Annotated in this window: 9 protein-coding genes; 3 read left to right on the forward strand and 6 right to left on the reverse strand. The window is 67.2% G+C overall.

Features of this window, described 5'->3' with window-relative positions; genetic code table 11:
* From HZY97_RS00005 to HZY97_RS00015, 3 genes are all read right to left on the reverse strand, one after another.
* On the reverse strand, positions 1 to 11,734 hold an 11,734-nt coding region (locus tag HZY97_RS00005), incomplete at its 3' end, for a hypothetical protein (protein WP_180139009.1).
* Between the two features lie 163 nt (positions 11,735 to 11,897).
* Positions 11,898 to 12,848: an AraC family transcriptional regulator gene (locus HZY97_RS21045; protein WP_180139011.1), complete on the reverse strand. Its 951-nt coding sequence runs from the start codon at positions 12,846 to 12,848 to the stop codon at positions 11,898 to 11,900.
* A 145-nt stretch (positions 12,849 to 12,993) separates the two neighbouring features.
* On the reverse strand, positions 12,994 to 13,752 hold the full coding sequence (locus tag HZY97_RS00015; RefSeq protein WP_180139013.1) for a kinase: 759 nt from the start codon (positions 13,750 to 13,752) through the stop codon (positions 12,994 to 12,996).
* 83 nt (positions 13,753 to 13,835) lie between these two features.
* Between HZY97_RS00015 and HZY97_RS00020 the strand changes: the two genes are divergently transcribed.
* Together HZY97_RS00020 and HZY97_RS00025 are read left to right on the forward strand one after the other, a co-directional pair.
* Positions 13,836 to 14,846 carry a LacI family DNA-binding transcriptional regulator gene (locus HZY97_RS00020; protein WP_180139015.1) on the forward strand — a complete coding sequence of 337 codons (1,011 nt, stop codon included), beginning with the start codon at positions 13,836 to 13,838 and terminating at the stop codon, positions 14,844 to 14,846.
* 83 nt (positions 14,847 to 14,929) lie between these two features.
* Positions 14,930 to 15,100, forward strand: a complete 171-nt coding sequence (locus tag HZY97_RS00025; RefSeq protein ID WP_180139017.1) for a hypothetical protein — start codon at positions 14,930 to 14,932, stop codon at positions 15,098 to 15,100.
* Between the two features lie 16 nt (positions 15,101 to 15,116).
* Here HZY97_RS00025 and HZY97_RS00030 read toward each other — a convergent pair whose 3' ends face one another.
* From HZY97_RS00030 to HZY97_RS00040, 3 genes are all read right to left on the reverse strand, one after another.
* Positions 15,117 to 16,388 carry an MFS transporter gene (locus HZY97_RS00030; protein ID WP_373684234.1) on the reverse strand — a complete coding sequence of 424 codons (1,272 nt, stop codon included), beginning with the start codon at positions 16,386 to 16,388 and terminating at the stop codon, positions 15,117 to 15,119.
* 137 nt (positions 16,389 to 16,525) lie between these two features.
* Positions 16,526 to 16,798, reverse strand: a complete 273-nt coding sequence (locus HZY97_RS00035) for a hypothetical protein (protein ID WP_180139021.1) — start codon at positions 16,796 to 16,798, stop codon at positions 16,526 to 16,528.
* Positions 16,795 to 17,808 (reverse strand): LacI family DNA-binding transcriptional regulator, encoded by a 1,014-nt coding sequence (locus HZY97_RS00040; RefSeq protein WP_180139023.1) that lies wholly within the window; start codon positions 17,806 to 17,808, stop codon positions 16,795 to 16,797. The genes HZY97_RS00035 and HZY97_RS00040 overlap by 4 nt, the downstream gene beginning before the upstream one ends.
* Positions 17,809 to 17,866: 58 nt before the next feature.
* On the opposite strand from HZY97_RS00040, the gene HZY97_RS00045 reads away from it, so the two are divergent.
* On the forward strand, positions 17,867 to 19,399 hold the full coding sequence (locus HZY97_RS00045) for an MFS transporter (protein ID WP_257214829.1): 1,533 nt from the start codon (positions 17,867 to 17,869) through the stop codon (positions 19,397 to 19,399).
* Positions 19,400 to 19,610 lie beyond the last annotated feature (211 nt).

Raw genomic sequence — 19,610 nt, forward strand, 5'->3', positions numbered from 1 at the left:
CGTTGGCGAAGGTGCCGCTCAGCGCGTTCGCCTGGACGATCGTGTAGAGCTGGTTGAACCGGTAGTCGCTTGCCGCCGCGGTCAGCGCGTTGACTGCCACCGTGCCGCCCGAGAGCGTCGCGGTGCCGTTCACTCGGATCGAGTCCGAGGTGAAGTTGAGGCTCTGGCCGCCAAAGTCGAACAGGAGCGAGCCGCCGGTCGCAACCAGGCTGCCCACGGTGAACGACCCGATCGGGTTGATCGCGCCGAACTGGCCCGTTGCCAGGCCGCCCGGCGAGAAGGTCCCTGAATTGAGCGTCAGCGCGCCGCCCAGCGTGCCCGAGCCGATCAGCGCGCCGCCCTGGACGCGGATGCCGCCCTGCGAGGAGCCCGAGAAGGCCAGCGTGCCCGCCGAGACGTCGAAGCGCCCGGTGGTGGCGAAGGTGCCGGCCAGCGTCAGCGTGCCCGCGCCCTGCTTGTCGAGCGAGCCCGAGCCGGTGATCGCCCCGCCGAACGCCGAATTGCCTGCACCCGAGAGCGTCAGGCGGCCGGTGCCGAGCGCCAGCGTGCCGGTGCCGGCCAGGCTGGCGACGGTCTCGTTGTACGTGGCGAGGTCGAAGGTCGCGCCCGTTGCGATGCCGAGCGTCGCGGTGTCGGCGAGACGGTCGCTGGCACCCAGACGCAGCGTGCCGCCCTGGACGGTGACAGCGTTCGCCGCCGCAGTGCCGGTGAGCGTCGAAATGCCGCCCATGTTGACCAGCGTGCCCGCACCCAGGTTCGCGTTCACCGTCGCGGCGGTGAGCTGATACTGGGCGGCAGTCAGCGTGCCGGTACCGGCCAGCGTGCCGCCCAGCGCCAGCGCGCCGACCGTGTCGCTGTTGGCACCAAGGTTGAGCGTCGCGCCGGTCGAGACCGAAACCACCGCGCTATCCGCCAGACGGTTCGCCGCACCCAGCGTCAGCGTGCCCGCCTGGACCTGCACCGCAGTGGAGGCCGAGCTGCCGTTGAGCACCGAGGTGCCGCCGAGCTGGAACAGGTTGCCCGCGCCCAGATTGGCATTCACGCTCGCGCCGGTCAGGTCGTATTCCGCAGCGGTCAGCGTGCCGGTGCCGGCAAGCGTGCCGTTCAGGCCAAGCGCGCCGACTATGTCGTTGAAGGCGCCCAGGTTGAGCGTCGCGCCCGAAGCGACCAGCACGGTGGCATTGTCGGCGAGGCGGTTTGCCGCACCCAGCGCCAGCGTGCCGGCCTGGACCGAGACATTGCCTGCCGCGGTGCCGTTCAGCGTCGAGATGCCGCCCAGGTTGAACAGCGTGCCGCCGCCGAGGCTGGCGTTCACCGTCGCAGCGGTCAACTGATACTGGCTCGCCGTCAGCGTGCCCGTGCCCGCCAGCGTGCCGCTCAGGCCCAGCGTGCCGACCGTGTCGTTGAACGCGCCGATATCGAGCGTTGCACCCGTGGAGGCAGTCACCAGGGCAGTGTCGGCGAGGCGGTTCGACCCGCCGAGCGCCAGCGTGCCGCCGGCAACCGCGACGTCGCCGCCTTCCGTGCCGTTCAGGACCAGCGTGCCGGCCTGGACAACCAGCCCGCCCGCCGCATTGCCGTTCAGCGCCGAGGTGCCGCCCAGGTTGAAGACGGTGCCGGTGCCGAGGTTGGCGTCCACCGTCGCGCCCGTCAGCTGATACTGGCTGGCGGTGAGGGTGCCGGTGCCGGCCAGCGTGCCGTTCAGGCCCAGCGTGCCGATCGTGTCGTTGAACGTGGCGAGGTCGAGCGTAGCGCCCGAAGCGACCACCACCGTCGCGGTGTCGGCCAGGCGGTTCGCCGCCCCGAGGCGCAGCGTGCCGACATTGACCGAGACATTGCCTGCCGAGGTGCCGTTCAGCACTGAGGTGCCGCTGGCGTTGATCAGCGTGCCGGCGACATTGCCGTTCACTACCGCGCCATCGAGCTGGATGGCGGCGGCGGTCAGCGTGCCGGTGCCGTTCAGCGTGCCGGCAATTGCCGCGGTGCCCACCGTGTCGTTGAATGCACCGAGGTCGAGCGTCGCGCCCGAGAGCACCAGGACCGCCGCATTGTTCGCCAGGCGATCCGAGCCGCCCAGCGCCAGCGTGCCGGCCTGGACCTGCACATCGGTGGCTGCCGAAGTGCCGTTGAGCACCGAGGTACCGCCGAGCTGGAACAGCGTGCCGGCGCCGAGGTTGCCGTTCACGACCGCGTCATTGAGGTCATATTCGGTGGCGGTCAGCGTGCCGGTGCCGTTCAGTGTGCCGCGCAACACGGCAATGGCCACCGTATCGCTGTTGCCCTGCAGATCGAGCGTGCCGCCAGCCTGAACGGTCAGCGCCGATGCATCGGCCAGCACGTTCGACGCGCCCAGCGTCAGCGTGCCACCGACATTGGTGAAGCCGGTATAGCTGTTCGCGCCGCTCAACGTGAGGCCCGCGCCGCTGAAGATGACCAGGCCGCCGCCATTGCCGGTGATCGTGCCACCGAAGCTGCTCGTGCCCGAGGTGATCGCGATCGCGTTGGCGCCCAGATCGACGGTGCCGGTGCCGGCCAGGTTGCCGATCGCCTCGTCGTTGAGCAGCTGGAACGTGCCCGGCGCCGCAACGGTCACCAGTGCGGTGTCGCTGATCGCGCTGCCGCCCGAGGCGGCGAGCGTGCCGCCGTTCACCGTCCAGGCCGTGACGTCGGTGGTGCTGCTGAGCGTCCAGGTGCCGGTACCCGACTTGGTCGCGCTGGCGATGTTGGAGATCGCGCCCAGCGTCGCCGTGCCCGTGCCGGTCAGTGCCAGCGTGTTGACGCCCGCGCCGCCGTCCAGCGTGCCGCTCACGGTCGCGCTGGTGTCGAGCATGATCGCGTCCGCGCCCGCGCCGCCGTAATAGCCGCCATTCAGCGTGCCGGCGATGTTGATCGCACGGTCGCCATTGCCGAATGAGAAGATCCGGTCGGTGGTCGAGCCGGCTTCCAGGTTGACCGTGATCAGGTCGGCGCTGTCGAGATACATGCCGGCATAGCCGCCGGTGATCGTGCCGCCCGACTGGTTGGTGAAGGTGCCGCCGGCGCTGGTCCACACGCCCACGCCATTGCCGTTGGCGGTGATGCTGCCCGAGTTGGTGACAGTGCCGCCGCCGCCCAGATAGACCGCGGTATCGCCGGTCGAGGTGATGCTGCCCGCGTTGGTTACGCTCGAGCCCGCGCCATAGGCGGCGATCACCGTGCCGGCGCTGGTGATCAGGCCGCCGGCATTGTTGGTGATCGCGGCGACCCCGTTGCCTGCATAAATGGCCTGCGAGCCGGCCAGCGACTGGATCGTGCCCGAATTGTCGATCGTGCCGCCATTGCCGAGATACACCGTCTGATAGGCGTTGCCGGTGAGCGTGCCACCTGCCCGGTTGATCAGCTGAGCGTTGGTGCTGTTGGTCGACAGCGCGCGGTTGCCGGTGATGCTGCCGCTATTGTCGACCAGCGCATTGGCGCCGGTCATGAAGATCGCGTCGCCATTGCCGGTGATCGCGCCAAGGTTGAACACGCTCTGGCCCGCGCCCGAGCCGCTCACCGCGGAAGTGCTGCTGGTCAGGCTGCCAGTCGCGGTGACGGTGAGGCTGCTTGCGCCATTGCCGAGGTCCACGCTGGTTGCCGAGCCGGTATTGGTCGCCCCGCTGATCGCGACGTTCGATGCGTCGGCGATCACGATCGAGCCGTTGAAGCTGTTGGTGCCCGCGAAGGTCAGCACGTTGCCTGTTGCCAGCCCGCTCACATTCACAAAGCCGTTGCCGGAAATGTCCTGCGAGACCGTGCCGCTATAGGCCTGCTGATAGGCGAGGGTGCCGTTGTTGACGATCGCCGAGCCCGAGATCGTGTCGCTGGCGCCCTGGAGCGTCGCACCCGAATTGATCGTGGTGCTGCCCAGCCAGTTGTTGGCGGTGTTGGTCAGGACGATCGTGCCCTGGCCGCCGATCACCAAGTCCTGCGTCGGATCCACACCCGCCGCGCCGCTGGTGGTGATCGCGCCGGTCAGCGTGGCGATTACGCCCGCATCGGCGTTCAGCGTCGACGGATTGGCCGAGGACGGGGTGACCACCTCGAGGCTGATGTTGTTGGCATAGGTGCCGGTCGCGCCGAACGTCGCGGTCGGGTCGATCATGTGGATCGTGCCCGTGCCGAACGCGCCGGCGGTGTTCGCCCGGATCGAGCCGCCATTGACGTAGATGTCGCCGGTCAGGGCGCCGGTGCCGTCGAAGGTGATCGTGCCGGCGGGCATCCCGCCCACGCCGGCATAGATCGCCTGGTTCGGATCGCTGACCGGGCCGGTCAGGTACATGTCACCCGAGACGAGGCCGATGCTCTCGAAGCCGGTGAAGTTCGAGAGGCTGACATTGTAGCTCGAGCCGGCGCCGAAATCGGCGAACAGCTTGTCGTTGCCCGCGCCGCCATCGACCAGGCCGAGGATATTGCCGCCGATATAGGTGAAGCTGTCGTCTCCATCGCCCAGATTGGCGCCGTAGATCGAGCCGCCGCGCAGGACGACATTGTCGATGCCCGCGCCCGAGCTGGCGTCGTAATTGCCATAGACCACGCCCGACAGGTCGATGTTGCGCGTGCCGTTGCCGGTCGAGACGATGCCGCCATACATGTACGAGCCGGTTTCGTTGGTCATGTTGACCGTGCCGTCACCCGAAAGCAGCGCCGCGCCGGTGCCGCCGACGAGCGAGCCGCCATTATGGTTGGTGATCGTCGAGGTCACGCCGCCGGCGGTGTCGATCGCGATGCCGTAGCCGCTATTGCCCTGGAGCGTGCCCGAGTTCTCGATCGTGGCCGCGCCGCCCGAGATGTTCACGCCATTGGCGCCGCCGACGATGATGCCGGTGGTGTTGCCGTTGACATAACCACCGACGTTGGTGACCGCGCCGCCCGCGGTGAAATGGACGCCGTCGCCGGTGTTGAGGTTGGCATTGGTCTGCCAATATGCGGTGGCGTTGTCGCCGGCAGTGCCCGCGACGATGACGCCCGTGTTGTTCACCGTCTGATAGGCGTCGCTGCCCACCACGCCGTTGACCTCGCCGGCGATGACGCCGGCATTGGTGAGCGTGGTGCCATAGGCCTGCAGCGTGACGCCGTTGCCCGCCGCGATGATCCGGCCGCCGGCCTGGTTGTCGACGGTGCCGCCATTGGTGATCACGCCGTCAAAGCCGCTGCCGGCCGACTTGATCAGGCCGGCATTGGTCACGCTACCGCCGGCGTAGGCGGCCACGGCATAGGCGTCGTGGGCGATCAGCTGGCCGCCGGCATTGACGGTCAGGCTCGCGCCGGCATCGTTGAGCGTCACGCCCGTGCCGGTCATTTCGAGCGTCGCGCTGCCACCAACCACCAGGTTGCTGCCGGTCACGTTCCAGCCGCCGTCGGTGGCCAGCTGAGTGCCGGTCAGCGTCAGCGTGTCGCCACCGTTCAGGCTGTGGCTCTCGAAGCCGGTGAGGGTCGAGAGATCGAGCGTCGTCGGCGCGAAGACGCTCGCGGTGAACTGGTCGCGGCCGGTGCCGGCATCGATGCTGGTGAAGCTGCCGCCATACCAGTTGAGCGTGTCGTCGCCGTTGCCGAGCGCGATCGCGCCGTTGGTGACGGAGCCGCTGAAGAGGTTGACCGTATCGTTGGTGTTGAGCCCGGCCATGTAGATTGCATAGGTGCCGCCGGTGATCGTGCCGCTGTTGTTGACGGTCGTCGCGGTCATGCCGCCCGAGGCGACGCCGTAATTGCCGCCGACGATCGTCGCGCCGGCACCGTTGTTGAGGAAGCCGCCGTTGAAGACGACGCCGTTGCCGCTGGCGTTCTCCGTGAAGCCGCCCGAGGTGCCGCCCGAAAGCGTGCCCGCGCCGATGAAGCCGCTATTGTTGATGTTCGCGGTGGTGGCGGACAGGACGCCCCAGCCCTGGCCGATGATCTGGCCGTCCGACTGGTTGGTGATCGTCGCGTTGCCGTTCTGGAAATAGACGCCGCGGCTGCCGGCGGCGGTGCCGACGATGCGGCCCCCATTGTCGATCGACACGTTGCCGGTGGTGTTGACCCAGACGCCGGCGGGGGTGCCCGTGATCAGCGCGCCCGACCGGCTGGTGAGCGAGCCCGCGGCGCCGCTGTTGAAGCTCACGCCATAGCCCTGCGTCGTGCTGGAGCCGCCGCTGATCGTGCCATCGTTGGTCAGCACCTGGCCCGTGCCGCTCACGCTCAGGCCGGTGCCGGTCGTGGCGGTGATCGTGCCGCCATTGCCCAGCTGCAGCGCGCCGGTCGCGCTGATGCCGCTGGCGCCGGTGATCGTGGCGCCAAACTGGTTGACGACGGTGCCGGAGCTCATCGAGACGGCGGTGCCGCTGCTGAGGGTGTAGCTGTCGGCCGTCGAATTATAGGTCGCCGCGGCGACCAGGCCGCTGTTGTTGAGCGTGCCCCCAGCCTGCAGGGTCGCGCCCCCGGAGAAGCCGAAGATGCGGCCGCTGCTGTTGTTGGTGATCGTGGTGGCGGCTTCGACGCCGAAATACTGGTTGCCCGCGATCGCGCCCGAATTGGTCACGCTGCCGCCGGCGGTGAGGAACACGCCGTCCCAGCCGCCAGTGATCTGGCCGCCGGCGTTGTTGGTGATCGTGCCTGCGCCGCCCGAGGTGTAGACGCCGTTGGTCCGCACGGTCGAGTTCGAGCCGAGCGCGACGCCGAGGATCTGGCCGCTGTTGATGACGGTCAGCGCCGCGGTCGAAGTGATCGCGTTGGTGTCGCTGCCGCTGCCGCCCAGGAACGAACCGCGGATCACGCCGCCGAACTGGTTGTTGATCGAGCCACCCGCGGCCTGGATGCCGTTGCCGCCGCCCGCGACCAGCGAGCCGCTGGTGCCGCCCGAGAGCGTGCCCGCCGCGATCGTGCCGCTGTTGGTGATGTTGACCGTGCTGCCGGTCGCGACGCCGTTGCTGCGGCCGACGATCAGGCCACTATTGGTCAGCGTCAGCGCGGCCGAACCGCCCATGCCGATGCCGTTGCCGCCGCCGGCATTGCCCTGGCCGATGATCCGGCCGGTGGCGTTGTTGGTGACGGTCAGCGCGCCCGAGCCGCCCTGGTTTTCGATCGCGTTGTAGAGGTTGCCGCTGATCAGGCCGTAATTGTTGACGGTCAGCAGGCCGGTGGCGACCACACCGCCCGAGGCGACATGGTTGATGCCGCCATTCTGGCCGCTGATCGTCGCGGTCGAGTTGTTGACCGAGCCGTTGTTGATCGTGGTGGTGCCGCTGGTCGCTACCACGCCGATGCCGGCGCCGTAGCCGCTATCGCCGCCGGTGCCGGTGTTGGTGATCGAGCCGAAATTATCGACGCCGTCGCCCACGCCACCGAGGCGGACGCCGAGATACTGGCCGCCCGCGACCGAGCCGGTGAGGCCGACGCGCAGGACGTTGCCCGCACCGGCCAGCGTCACGGCGCTGACTGCCGCGCCGCTGCGGCTACCGGTCAGCGTGACCTGGCCGCCGGTGGCCGAATCCACGGTGAGCGTGCCGGTGTTGGTGATCGCGCCGCTCAGCGAGACGGTGCCGAGCGCCTGGACATTGCCTGCGCCGCTGATCGCGCTGGTGAAGTCGTAATTGTCGTTGCGGTTGAAGATCAGCGTACCGCCCGCATCGACGCTGATCGCGCCGGTGATGCGACCGTTGGAGCCGCCGTTGCCCACCTGGAGGCTGCCGCCGGCGACGGTGGTGCCGCCAGTATAGGTGTTGAACCCGGTCAGCGTGACCTGGCCGCCTTCAACGCGCAGCGCGCCGGTACCCGAGATCACCGTGCCGCTCGAGCTGGCGCCCGACTGGACATAGGTGAGCGTGCCGTTGTTGGTGATGCTGCCGCCCGAGATCGCGCTGGTCGAGCCGCGCACGGTCACGCCCAAGTCGATCGTCGTGATGCCGGTCCAGCTGTTGCCGGTGCCGGTGAGGTTGAACAGGCTGTTTGCAATGCCGGTAAAGGTCACGGCCTGCGAGGTGCCGATCGCCTGGCCGGCGGCGTTGGTGCCGCTGCCCGAGGTGATGCTGCCGCTCAGGATGGCGTTGCCGCCGAACAGATTCTCGAACACGGCCGGCTGGCCGTTCAGCACCGCCGGAACGTCGAGTACGAAGTTGTTGGCATAGGCGCCCGAGGCGGCGAACTGGACGTTCGACGAGAGCAGGTGGACGACCGCGCTGCCGAACGCGCCGGCGCCATTGGCGCGCACGATTCCGCCATTCGCATTAATCGTGCCGATGCCGCTGGTGCCCTGGAACAGCAGCGTGCCGCCATTGGAATTGACGGTGATGCCGGACACGGCCGCCGCGCCGGAGAGCCGCCAGATGCCGCTGTCGAGCTTGGTGATCGTCTCGGCGCCGGTCGAGGTGGCGAGCGCGAATTCGCCCTGCTGCGCGCCGGTGCCGGTGCCGCGCAGCTGCAGCGTGTCGTTGCCGGTGCCGAGGTCAACCGCACCGAAGGCGGCGGCGGCGAGCGTACCGCTGTTCTGCAGCGTCACGGTACCGGTCGCGCCGGTCACCGCATCGGGGTAGCTCTGCGTGATCGCGCCGGGATTGGTCTGGCCGGTATAGATCGCCAGAATGTCGTTGCCGCTGCCGCCGGTGATGTTGCCGGTGGTCGAGCCGGCGAACAGGTTGATCGTGGCGCCGGCGTTGCCGACGGTCACGCCGTTGCCGCCCGCGCTGGTCGCAGTGCCGTAATTGTTGAAGGTACCCCCGACGCCGCCGATCCCGACCGCGACGCCGCCGATGCCGCCATTGCCGCCGGCCAGCGTGCCGCCCGCCGCGTTGGTGACGGTGCCGCCGCCGTTCATGTAGATCGCGGCATAGGTTCCCTGCGAGATCGTGCCCGCGTTGAGGATATTGGAGAGGCCGCCGACATTGACGCCGTCATAGTTCGGCGTGCCGATGCCGAAGCCGTTGATCGTGCCGGTGTTGACCAGCGTCAGCGCGCCGCTGGTGATGATGCCGCCCGCCGGGCCTTCGATCAGGCCGCTATTGGTGATGCTGGCGCTGCCGCTGCGGATCGCCGTGGTGGAGCCGCCGGTGACATAGTTGTTCGAGCCGTCGAGCGTGCCGACGGCGATCGTGCCCGAGTTGCTCACGCTCAACAGGCCGGCGCCGCCATTGTAGATGCCCGCGGTGCCCGTGCCGACGATCTGGCCGGCATTGGTGACCTGCACCGCGCCGCTGTTAATCAGCAGGCCCGCGCCTTCGCCGGTCGCGCCATAGATGCGGCCGGTGGCATTGTTGAAGACGATGCTGGTGCCGGTGATCTCGACGCCGGCGAAGCGGTCGCCGCGGATCAGGCCGTCATTGACGACATAGGCGCCGTTGTTGGCGCGCGCGCCGTCCCAGCGGCCGACCAGGGTCGCGCCGGTGTGATTGCTCAGCGACAGCTGGTTGCTGCTGGCGAGGATGCCGTTGCCCTGCGTGGTGATCGCGCCGCCGGCGGCATAGGTGATCGTGCCATAGTTATCGACGGTGCCGCTGCCGATCGCGATGCCCGTGGACAGGCCGGTGCCCGAGGTGATCGTGCCGCTGTTCTGGATGTTGTTGCCGGTGCCGCTCGAATAGATGACGTCGCCGGTCGCGCTCAGCTGCGCGCCCGACTGGACGAACATCAGGTCGGGGGTGGTCAGCGTGACGCCGACGCCGGTGATGTTGGTCAGCGAGCCGTTGAGGATGAACGTGGTCGCGTTGCCGCCCGATACGGTCCAGCCCGCGCCGCCGCTACGGCTGCCGGTGAGAGTCAGGTTGCCGGTGGTGAGGTAGAAGCTCTCGAAATTGGTGAAGTTCGCCTGGTCGAGCGTGGCGTTGTTCGACGAACCGATGTTGACAAAGAAGCCGTCGGTGCCCGCGCCGCCGTCGACGGTGCTGCCCAGCGTACCGCCCAGATAGCTGAAGCTGTCATTGCCGTCGCCCAGCGCGATCGCGCCGGAGACGCTGCCGCCCGCGTTCAGCGTGAAATTGTCGACCGCGGTGTTGGCGCCGCCGGTCGCGTCATAGCCGCCGGCCAGCGTGCCCGCGACAGCGATCGTGCGGGTACCGTTGTTGGTCGCGGTGATGTTGCCCGTGGTGGTCGAGCCCGCCTGCAGGTTGACCGACTGCGTGCCGGTGGCGTTCAGCTGGATCGCGCCGGTGGTGCCGCTGATCGTGCCGCTGGAGGTGATGTTCGTGGTCGAACCGCCCGAGACGATGCCCCAGGTCGTGCCGCTCACCGTGCCGCTGTTGACGAGCGTCAACGGATTGCCGGTGGAAGTGATGCCGGTGTTGCCGGTGATCAGCGCGCCGGCGCCGGTGTTGTTGACCGTCCCGATCGAGCCCTGGATGCCGCCGGCGGTGCCGCCCTGGATCGTGCCGGTGTTGTTGATCGTGGTCGTGTTGACCATCGAGATGCCTTGGGCTGCACCGTCGATCGTGCCGCTGTTGGTGATCGTCTGGATGCCAAAGCCCTGGAAGCCGGCGGCGCCGGCCCCGGTGGCGCGCAACGTTCCGGCATTGTTGAGCGTCGAGGTGCTGTTGCCGGAGGACAAGGCGGAGGCGCCGGCCGCGGTGGAGGTGACGACGGCGCCCGAGCGAATGATATAGTCGTATACGCCGCCCGAATTGGAGATGGCGGTGCCGGCGGTGATGTTCGCGCCGATATCGATCGTGCCCCTGCCGGCGGGCGCCCATGCCTGGAGATAGAGGCCATAGGTCGCTGCGGTGATCGCCGCGGTGGTGGTGACGTTCAGCGTCGCGGTGGACGGATTGCCGGTCGTCAGCGAAACGCCGGTGCCGAACGCGGTCGTGTTGCCGATCGCCGCGCCCACGTTGACCGTGGTCACCCCGCTGCCGGTGCTGGAGACGCTGATGCCGGTCCCGTTGCCGGCGCTCGCCGCGTTGATCGTGCCGTTGCCGCTCGTGGTGATCGTCGAGCCGGTGACGTCGTTCGAAAGGATGCCAGTCGGCGCGGTGATCGCGCTCTGCGAATTGACAACGCTGCCGCCACCCGTGGCGGTGAATCGCATGCCGACCGACGTCGCGTTGATTGTACCGCCGGTCGAGATGAAGCCGGTGCCGTAATAATTCTGCGCGTTCACGCCGGTCGCGAAGCCGGTGATCGACGATCCGCCGATCCGGATGTCGGCATTGACGGCCGTAACAATATTGATGCCGGCGACTGCAGTGCCGTTGCCGACGAACGACTGGTTGAAGCCCGTCGAATCGAGGGTCGCATAACCGGCAGGCGCGGCGATGGTCAGGCCATAGCTGCCGGTGAAGGTCGACCCGCCCGACTGGAAGGTGAGCGCCTCGTTCGCATTGGTCTGCTGGTAATAGCCGGAGCCGCCGCTGACCGTCGTGCTCAGGTTGTTGGTGCCGGCGAAAATCACGCCGATCGAGTTGAGCCCGCTCGTCGAGCTCCTGATGTCCAGCGCGTTCTCATTCGGCGGCGAGCCGGTCGTGTTGGCGATCGTGACCCCGGTAACCGTAATCCCCGTGTCGCCGGCGAGGTTGGTGACCAGGACGCCGCCGCCGCTTCCGGTCTGGTTGTTGACCGTTGGATTGCTGGGGCCGTTGCGCGAGATGGTGCCGCCGCCAGCGGGCGAGACGATGGTCTGCGCCGCCGCGGGCGTGGCGACCAGGCCGATGCCGATCAGCGCGGTCGAGCCGAGCAGCGCCTTGCGCAGCAACGCCTCACGACCCACGCGCACCGAAGCCGACTTGGACGCACGCACGCCATTGCCACGATCGATCATTCTGGAAGCCCCCGAAAACCCGTTGATGCGTGCGCGCGCGACTCGCGGACACACGACAGACATGGGGGAATCCCCTAGGGCAGATTCCGGGGTTTCCCGTTGAACAGCCGTGTCACCGATTTGGATCGATGTCGCATGGTGGGATGGCTCCCGCTTTGGGACATCAACGGGTTAACATGCTCCGCGCGCGGCAATCGCTGGGCGTCTCGCCGAACCGCGCCTTGAACAGACGGCTCAGATGCGCGGCGTCGCTGAAGCCAAGTCGTTCGGCGATGTCGCCGATGCGTTCGGCATTTTCCGGATTGAGCAGCAAATGGCGCGCGGCCTCCAGCCGCATGTCGCGGATATAGGCCTGGACGCCGCCGCCGGCCTCGAAAAGCCGGTGCAGCGTGCTGCGCGAGACGCCCAGCTTGCGGCACAGATTGGCGATGGTCAGGCTTGGCGAGCCGAGATGCGCCTGGATCTCCTTGCGGGCGCGCAGCATCAGCGTGGCGGGATCCTCGCGGAACCCCGGTGCCTCGCTGCGGCGGGTACCCTTCAGCGTCAGCACCAGCAGGTCCAACATCGACTGGCCGAGCCGCGGTGCATCCTCCTCGGCGAAACGGGGCAGGGCTTCGCGCACCTGGAACATATGCGAAGTCAGCATCGACATTTCTGCCGGGCTCAGCACCATGCCGTGCAGGCTGGCAACGTCGAGCCCCGCCTCGATCGCCATCTGGCGCGGGATCGAGAAGCCGATGCTGCGCCCGCCGGCGGAATCGTGGAGCGAAGTCTGGCTATGGTCGACCAGTACACCCGAGCCGGGCATCTGCACCCAGTCGTTCCTGCCCGCGGTGCCCGCTGCCTTGCCGTCCAGATTGACCACCACTGCCAGCCCGTTCTGGCCCTCGTCGACGAGCCGCTTGTCACGCTTCCAGCGCTGTGAAGCGATGTCGGTATAGAGGAAGCCGACCTCGCCCAGCCGCACGAGCTCGCTGTTTACGCGGAACTCCTCCAGGGGCTCGGTCGTGAAAAGCGGGGCCAGCGTCTGCCATTCGGCCTTCCACGCATCATAGCGATCGGCGGGGTGGATATCAGCAGTGGAAAAGCGACCGACGCGTAGAGACTGCGACACCCAACTAAACTCCAGAGTTTCTTTGTTTCCGGGGTTTGTGTTCGATTCCCGAGGTTTAGGGATGCATCCATTATAGATGGAAACATTCACCTGCACGTGTAATTTTCGTAATCTGTCTCGAAGCGAGGCGGGTCCCGATGCTGGATTAATCTGGATCAATCGGGCGGCGGCGTTCGTCCAGGCGCAGCGTCGCGTCTGCCCATTCGCGGCCATGGCGTAGCAGGTGACGGGTCAGTCGTTCATAATGTTGCACGAAGTCGCGAATCTCGGCGTCGGTCATCGGTCCACCGGCCGCGCGTTCCTGCTGAGTCCGCCAGTCCGCGACGATTTCGAAACACGGCGCCTCAAGGAAGACGAGCTGGTCGATCCGCGCCCATAATGCCTGATAGGGGCCGGCCAGTTGGGCGTTTACCCAGCGCCGCCACCGTCCATCCGGATCATGCTCGCGTTCCAGATCGTTGATAGGTTCGGCCAGGTCCGCCTCAGGCTGTGGCCGTGCGCCCAGGCACCAGCCTTCCAGGATCAGCATCTCCGCAGGCCCTTCGACCCGTTCCGCTGCCCCGGGTTCGTCGCGCACCTTGTCAAAGCGGGGGAGCAGGGCAGGGCCGCGCGCGAGCGCCTCGATCACCGCCAGCCCGGCGGCGACGTCATGCGTGCCCGGCACCCCGCGGGTGCGCAGCAGCGGGTGGACGGTGTCGGCCAGGTGCTGCCGCGTCGTGCCATCGAGATACAGGTCGTCGAGCGACAGCACCGGGCAGCCGAAGCGCGCGGCCAGCGCGCGCGCGATCGTCGACTTGCCGCTGCCCTGCGCCCCCGCGATGCCCAGCACGAAGGGGCGGCGGCTGCCCGGCCTGAGCCGCGCGGCGATCCATTGGGCAGCGGGAAGGGGCGGAACAGCGTCCATCGTGCCGCATCTTAGCTTGCGCTCTGCCAGCGCTGTCAAATAAGGCTGGTCCAGGCCGGGGCCGCTTCCCGGTGGGGAATGAAATGTCTAGCCGTCCCACGATCAAGGAAGTCTCGAAGATTGCAGGCGTGTCGTTCAAGACCGTCAGCCGCGTGCTCAACAACGAAAAGCACGTCAGCGAAGAGACGCGACGCCGTGTCGAGGAAGTCGTCGCCCGCCTAAACTTCCGGCCGAGCCACGCAGCCCGCACGCTCGCCGGGCGCAAATCCTTCCAGGTCGGGCTGCTCTACGACAACCCCAGCCCCTATTACATTTATCACGTCCAGACCGGGGCGCAGCAGCGCTGCACCGAGCAGGGCTATCGGCTGCTGATCCAGCCGATCGACAGCCAGTCGCCCGACTTGGTCTCCAATGTGCTGGCGCTGATCGACGAGACGCATCTCGACGGGCTCATCCTCTCGCCGCCGGTCACCGAAGCGACCGAGCTGCTCGACGAGCTCGACCGGCGCGGTCTGCCCTATGTTCGCATCGCCCCCGGCGTGCGGCGCGAAAGCGGGCTTGCGGCGACGATGGACGACGTCGCGGCGGCGCGCGAGCTGGTCGAACACCTCACGGGCCTCGGCCATCGCCGCATCGCCTTCATCTCGGGGCCGGAGAGCCATATCTCCTCGTCCGAGCGTCTCCAGGGCTATCGCGCCGCGCTCGAAGCGGCGGGGATCGCCTTTGATCCGGCGCTGGTGGTGCCGGGCGACTACAGCTTCGACTCGGGCTATGCGGCGGCCCAGCAGCTGCTGCTCGGCAAAGGCGCGCGGCCGACTGCGATCTTCGCCGGCAATGATGACATGGCCGCCGGCGCGCTCGCCGTCGCGCATGAGAATGACATCGATGTGCCGGGTGCGCTGTCGATTGCGGGGTTCGACGATTCGGATCTGGCGCGCGCGGTGTGGCCGCCGCTCACCACGATCCACCAGCCGGTCTATGATCTCGCCGCTGCCGCGGCCGAGCTGATCCTCGCCGGCGCCGCACCGCAGCCGCGCGTCGCGCTCGAGCATAAGCTGATGGTGCGCTCGAGCACCGGGCCGGCGCCGAAATAAACCAATAGCTGTCCCACCGCCGGACACTGGTTAACTAAACGTAACGCTGGCGGCAAAAGTTAAGAAGTTATTAACTGCTGGTCATGCAGAGCCAGCTTCTCCTCGAGGGCTACGCCCCCCGACGCCACCCGTTCCGTCGCTATGTCCGCCGTGCGGTGGCCCAGCAGCGCAAGCTGCGCGACGACAGCGACATGAAGCTCTTCGCGTTGAGCTTCACGGCCTTCTTCGTCTGCTTCTTCACCTTTATCGCCTGACGGCGCGGCTGCCTGATCAGGGCAGCACGTCGGGCGCGTGCGGCGCGTCCTCGGCCTTGTAGAGCCGGTTCGCGCACCAGGCCGAGGCGAGGCAGAGCAGCACCACGACCCACACGCATTCGGCGACGCCGACCCCGGGGATGTTGCTCACCCCGAAGATGCCGACCGATCCGAACACCATGAAGCCCGAATTGACGATGTTGTTCGCCGCCACCGTCCGCGCAGTCTGCGACTTCTCCACGGTGGTGGTCAGAAAGGCATAGAGCGGCACCACGAACATGCCGCCGGTGATCGCGATTGCGAGCAGCGATCCCAGCACCGCCCAGCCGATCGGCAGCGCGACGAACTCGGCGGTCTTGAGCAGCGGGCCTTCGTGGATCGGCCAGAAATGCGCAGTCGCGTAGAAGCCGATCACGAACACCATCATCGCCAGCACTGAACGTACCGCGTATTTTGCCGAGACATGGCCCTTGAGCAGCCGGTTGATGATCACCGATCCGATCGCGATGCCCACCGAGAAGATGCCCAGGAATACGCTCGCCACGTCCTTCTGGGCATGGAAGACGTTCTTGACGAGCGGCGGGAACAGCACGCCAAGCACCGCGGCAATCGTCCAGAATACGCTGATCGCGATGATCGCCAGATAGAGCCGGCGGATGTGCATCGTCGCCGAGATCAGCCGCCACGAGGCGCGGAAGATGTTGAAGTCGATCTTGAGCTTGGTCATCGGCGGCGCCGGCGGGATCTTGAGCGAGGCGAGCCAGCCCAGCACTGCCACACCGACCACCGCGAAGCCCGCCGCATGCGCGCTGATCACGCCGCCGGCGATCGTGCCGCACAGGATGGCGATATAGGTGCCGGCCTCGACCATGCCTGTGCCGCCCAGCACGTCGTCTTCCTCAAGATGCTGGGGCAGGATCGCATATTTGATCGGGCCGAAGAACGCCGAGTGGATGCCCATGCCGACCAGCGCGACGAGCATCAGCTCCAGGCTCTTCAGGAATATGCCCGAGGCGCCGATTAGCATGATCCCGAACTCGCAGGCCTTGATGATCCGCATGATCTTCGCCTTGTCGTAGCTGTCGGCGAGCTGGCCGGCGAGCGCGGAGAAGAGGAAGAAGGGCAGGATGAAGATGCCGGTGGCGATCGCGCTGAACCGGGTCTCGTCCTCGACCGAGTTGAAGATCTGGTAGGTCGCGAAGAAGATCATCGCGTTCTTGAACAGATTGTCGTTGAACGCGCCGAGGAACTGGGTGACGAACAGCGGCAGGAACCGGCGCTCCCGCATCAAACCGAGCGCCGCACCATGCATAAGCGAACCTTACCTCTGAATGCGGGTATTCCCGCTGAACAAGGCGTGGCCATAGCCGAGGGGCCTATGTTGCGGCAATCGGTTAATGGCACCGGTGGCGGGCAAGGCCAGCCTCAACGTTCGCAGGCGCGCTCGTCCAGCGTCAGTGCTAGGCCGCGTGCGGATCCATGCACGGCATCCCCGACGTGGCAATTGAGCCGCGTCGCCAGCACTTGCTTCGATCCGAAGGCGCCGTCCTCCGTTCGGGCCGTGACGACGACTTCGTCGGCGCTCCATTTGGGGTTCGCGTGCGGCGCGATACTGATGACCACAGCCCATGCCTCTCGCTTCGGCTGTTGGGAGCAGGCGGCCAGAAGAGCCGTTGCCAGAAGAGCCAGAGTTTTCATCCTCCGCAGGACTCCCGCACGATAAGGTCGGTCGGCAGCCGTTCGGCGCTGGGGTCGGGGGAGGGGTCGAGGATCCGCGAGACGAGCTGGCGGCCCGCCTCGAACGTGTCCTGCCGGATCGTGCTGAGCGCCGGCGTGCTCAGCCGCGCGAGCATCATGTCGTCATAACCGACCACCGAGACGTCGCCCGGTACCGATACGCCCGCCCGGCGCAGCGCGCGGATCGCACCCAGCGCGATCAGATCGGACGAGGCGACGATGCCGTCGAAATGGACTTGGCGCCGGAGCAATCGGCTTACCGCCGCATCGGCCGATTCGAGCTCGAAATCGACCGGCACCACCAGTTTGGGGTCCATCTCGAGCCCGGCTTCCTTCAGCGCCTCGGCATAGCCGCGCTTGCGCTGCATCGACTCTGGATCGGTGCCGCCCAGGAACAGGATCGCCTTGCGCCCCAGCCGCGCCAGATGCGCCGTCGCGCGCCGCCCCCCCAGCTGGTTGTCCGACCCGATCGAGCAATAGCGCTGCCCGGCCATCTGCGCGCCCCACACCACGAAATTGGCGTTGCTGTCGGTCAGCTGGTTGAACGCGTCGTGCAGCATCGACTGGCCGAGGAAGATCACGCCGCTCGCCCGGCTGGTCGTGGTCGTGGCGACCAGATCTTCATAGTCGTGCGGCGTGGTGTGGCTCACCGTGAAGTCACAGTCGCGCGCACGCGCCGCTTCGCCGATGCTGGCGAGCAGCTCGAGGAAGAAGGGGTGCGACAGCGGCAGCGGCCGCCCGCGCATGAAGGGCGTGACGATCACGATCGTCCCCTCGGCCCCCACCGGCGCGGCCGGCATATAGGGGCGGAAGGGATAGTCATGGTCGCGTGCCAGCGCCCAGATCTTCTGCTTGGTCCGCGCGCTGATTAGCGGGTGATCGTTGAGCGCCCGCGAAACGGTCGAGATCGACACGCCGGCCAGCTTCGCCAGATCCTCCAGCGTCGTATTGTTGTTGCTACTGCTGCCCATTGTGCCCAAGCTTGAGAAAAGCCGAATACGGCCAGATTAACGCATCGAGGGGGTTCCATTGCAAGCAGGCCGGCCGGACGGGGCTAGCGATGCCGCGCGTGCGGGAACGCGGCTCAGCCTGCTGCAAATCTGGAACATGTGCTTCGGATTGCTCGGCATCCAGATCGTCTGGGGCCTGCAGAACGTCAACACCAGCCGCATCTTCCAGACGCTCGGTGCCGAGCTCGACGATCTTGCGATATTGTGGATCGCGGGCCCCGCCACGGGCCTGCTCGTCCAGCCGATCATCGGCCATCTGAGCGACCGCACCCGCGGCCGGCTCGGCCGGCGACGGCCCTATATCCTGGCCGGCGCCTTGTGCACGGCGCTGGCGCTGTTCCTGATGCCCAATGCCACCAGCTTGTGGGCGGCGAGCCTGATGCTCTGGGTGCTCACCGCGTCGATCAACATCGCGATGGAGCCGTTCCGCGCGCTGGTGGCGGACCGCGTGCCTGAGGCGCAGCGCACCGCCGGCTTCGCGATGCAGGTGTTCTTCATCGGCGTCGGTGCGGTGTTCGCCTCGGCGCTGCCCTGGATGCTCGTCCATTGGGCGGGGCTCAGCGGCCAGCCCGAGCCGGGCATGCTGCCGCAATCGGTGCGCACTGCCTTCTATATCGGCGGTTTCTGCCTGCTGGTGGCGGTGAGCTGGACGATCGTCACCACCCCGGAATGCCCGCCGCCGCCGCGCCTGCCCGACGAGGCGATGCCCCCGCATATCCTGTCGCGCGAGCGCGCCGCCTCGCTGGTCCGCCACGGCATCGCCTGGATGCTCGCCGGCCTCGCCATCGCGGGGGCCGCAGCACTCGCCGGCTGGAAGCGCGAAATCTACGTCATCGCCGGCATCGCCTTCCTGTTCGGATTGCTCCAGGCCGTGGTGGTCCGCCTGCGCCGGCTGGGGCGCAGCTCGATCGGCATGCTCGAGATCGTCGAGGACATCCGCTCGATGCCCGAGCTGCTCAAGCGTCTCGCGCTCGTCCAGTTCTTCACTTGGTACGGGCTGTTCGCGATGTGGATCTACACCGTGCCCGCGCTGGCGCTGCGCCACTATGGCACCGCCGATCCCACTTCGCCGGGCTATAATGCCGCGGCGGACTGGGTGGGGGTGTTGTTCGCCGGCTATAACGGCGTCGCCGCGCTCGGTGCGCTGCTGCTGCCCCGTATCGGCGAGCGGCTCGGCCGCCGCGCGACGCACGCGCTGTGCCTGTGCTTCGGTGCCGCCGGGCTGCTCGGCTTCCTGCTCGTCGACAATCCGGTGGCCTTGTGGCTGCCGATGGTGGGTGTCGGCCTGGCCTGGGCGGCGATCCTGTCGATGCCCTATGCCATGCTCGCCGGCAGCGTGCCCCCCGGCAAGGCCGGCGTCTATATGGGCATCCACAACATGTTCCTGGTGATCCCCCAGCTCGTCGCCTCGACGATGCTCGGGCCGCTGGTCGGCCGCGTCTTTCATGGCCAGGCCGAATATGCGCTGGTCCTTGCCGCCGCCGCTTTGCTGATTGCAGCAGGCTTCGCGCTCAGGCTTCCGCGCAGCGCCGATACCGGCGCCCGACCCTAATCCCCCACGGGCAAGCAAGATGGCATGGCGTTGCATTGCGGCCGCCTGTTTGTGCAAAATTTGCATAATAAGCAAGGCAAAATTGCACGTTGTGAGTCGCTTGTTGCGGTAACAATTTGCACCAAAGTAGCTACCGCCTCTCATAAAGCCGTTATAAAATAACAAGATATGAGCAATTCTCTTAGGGATAATTTCCCTCTTGCGGTTATGC

Source organism: Sphingomonas sp. R-74633, assembly GCF_013416555.1.
Taxonomy (GTDB): Bacteria; Pseudomonadota; Alphaproteobacteria; order Sphingomonadales; family Sphingomonadaceae; genus Sphingomonas.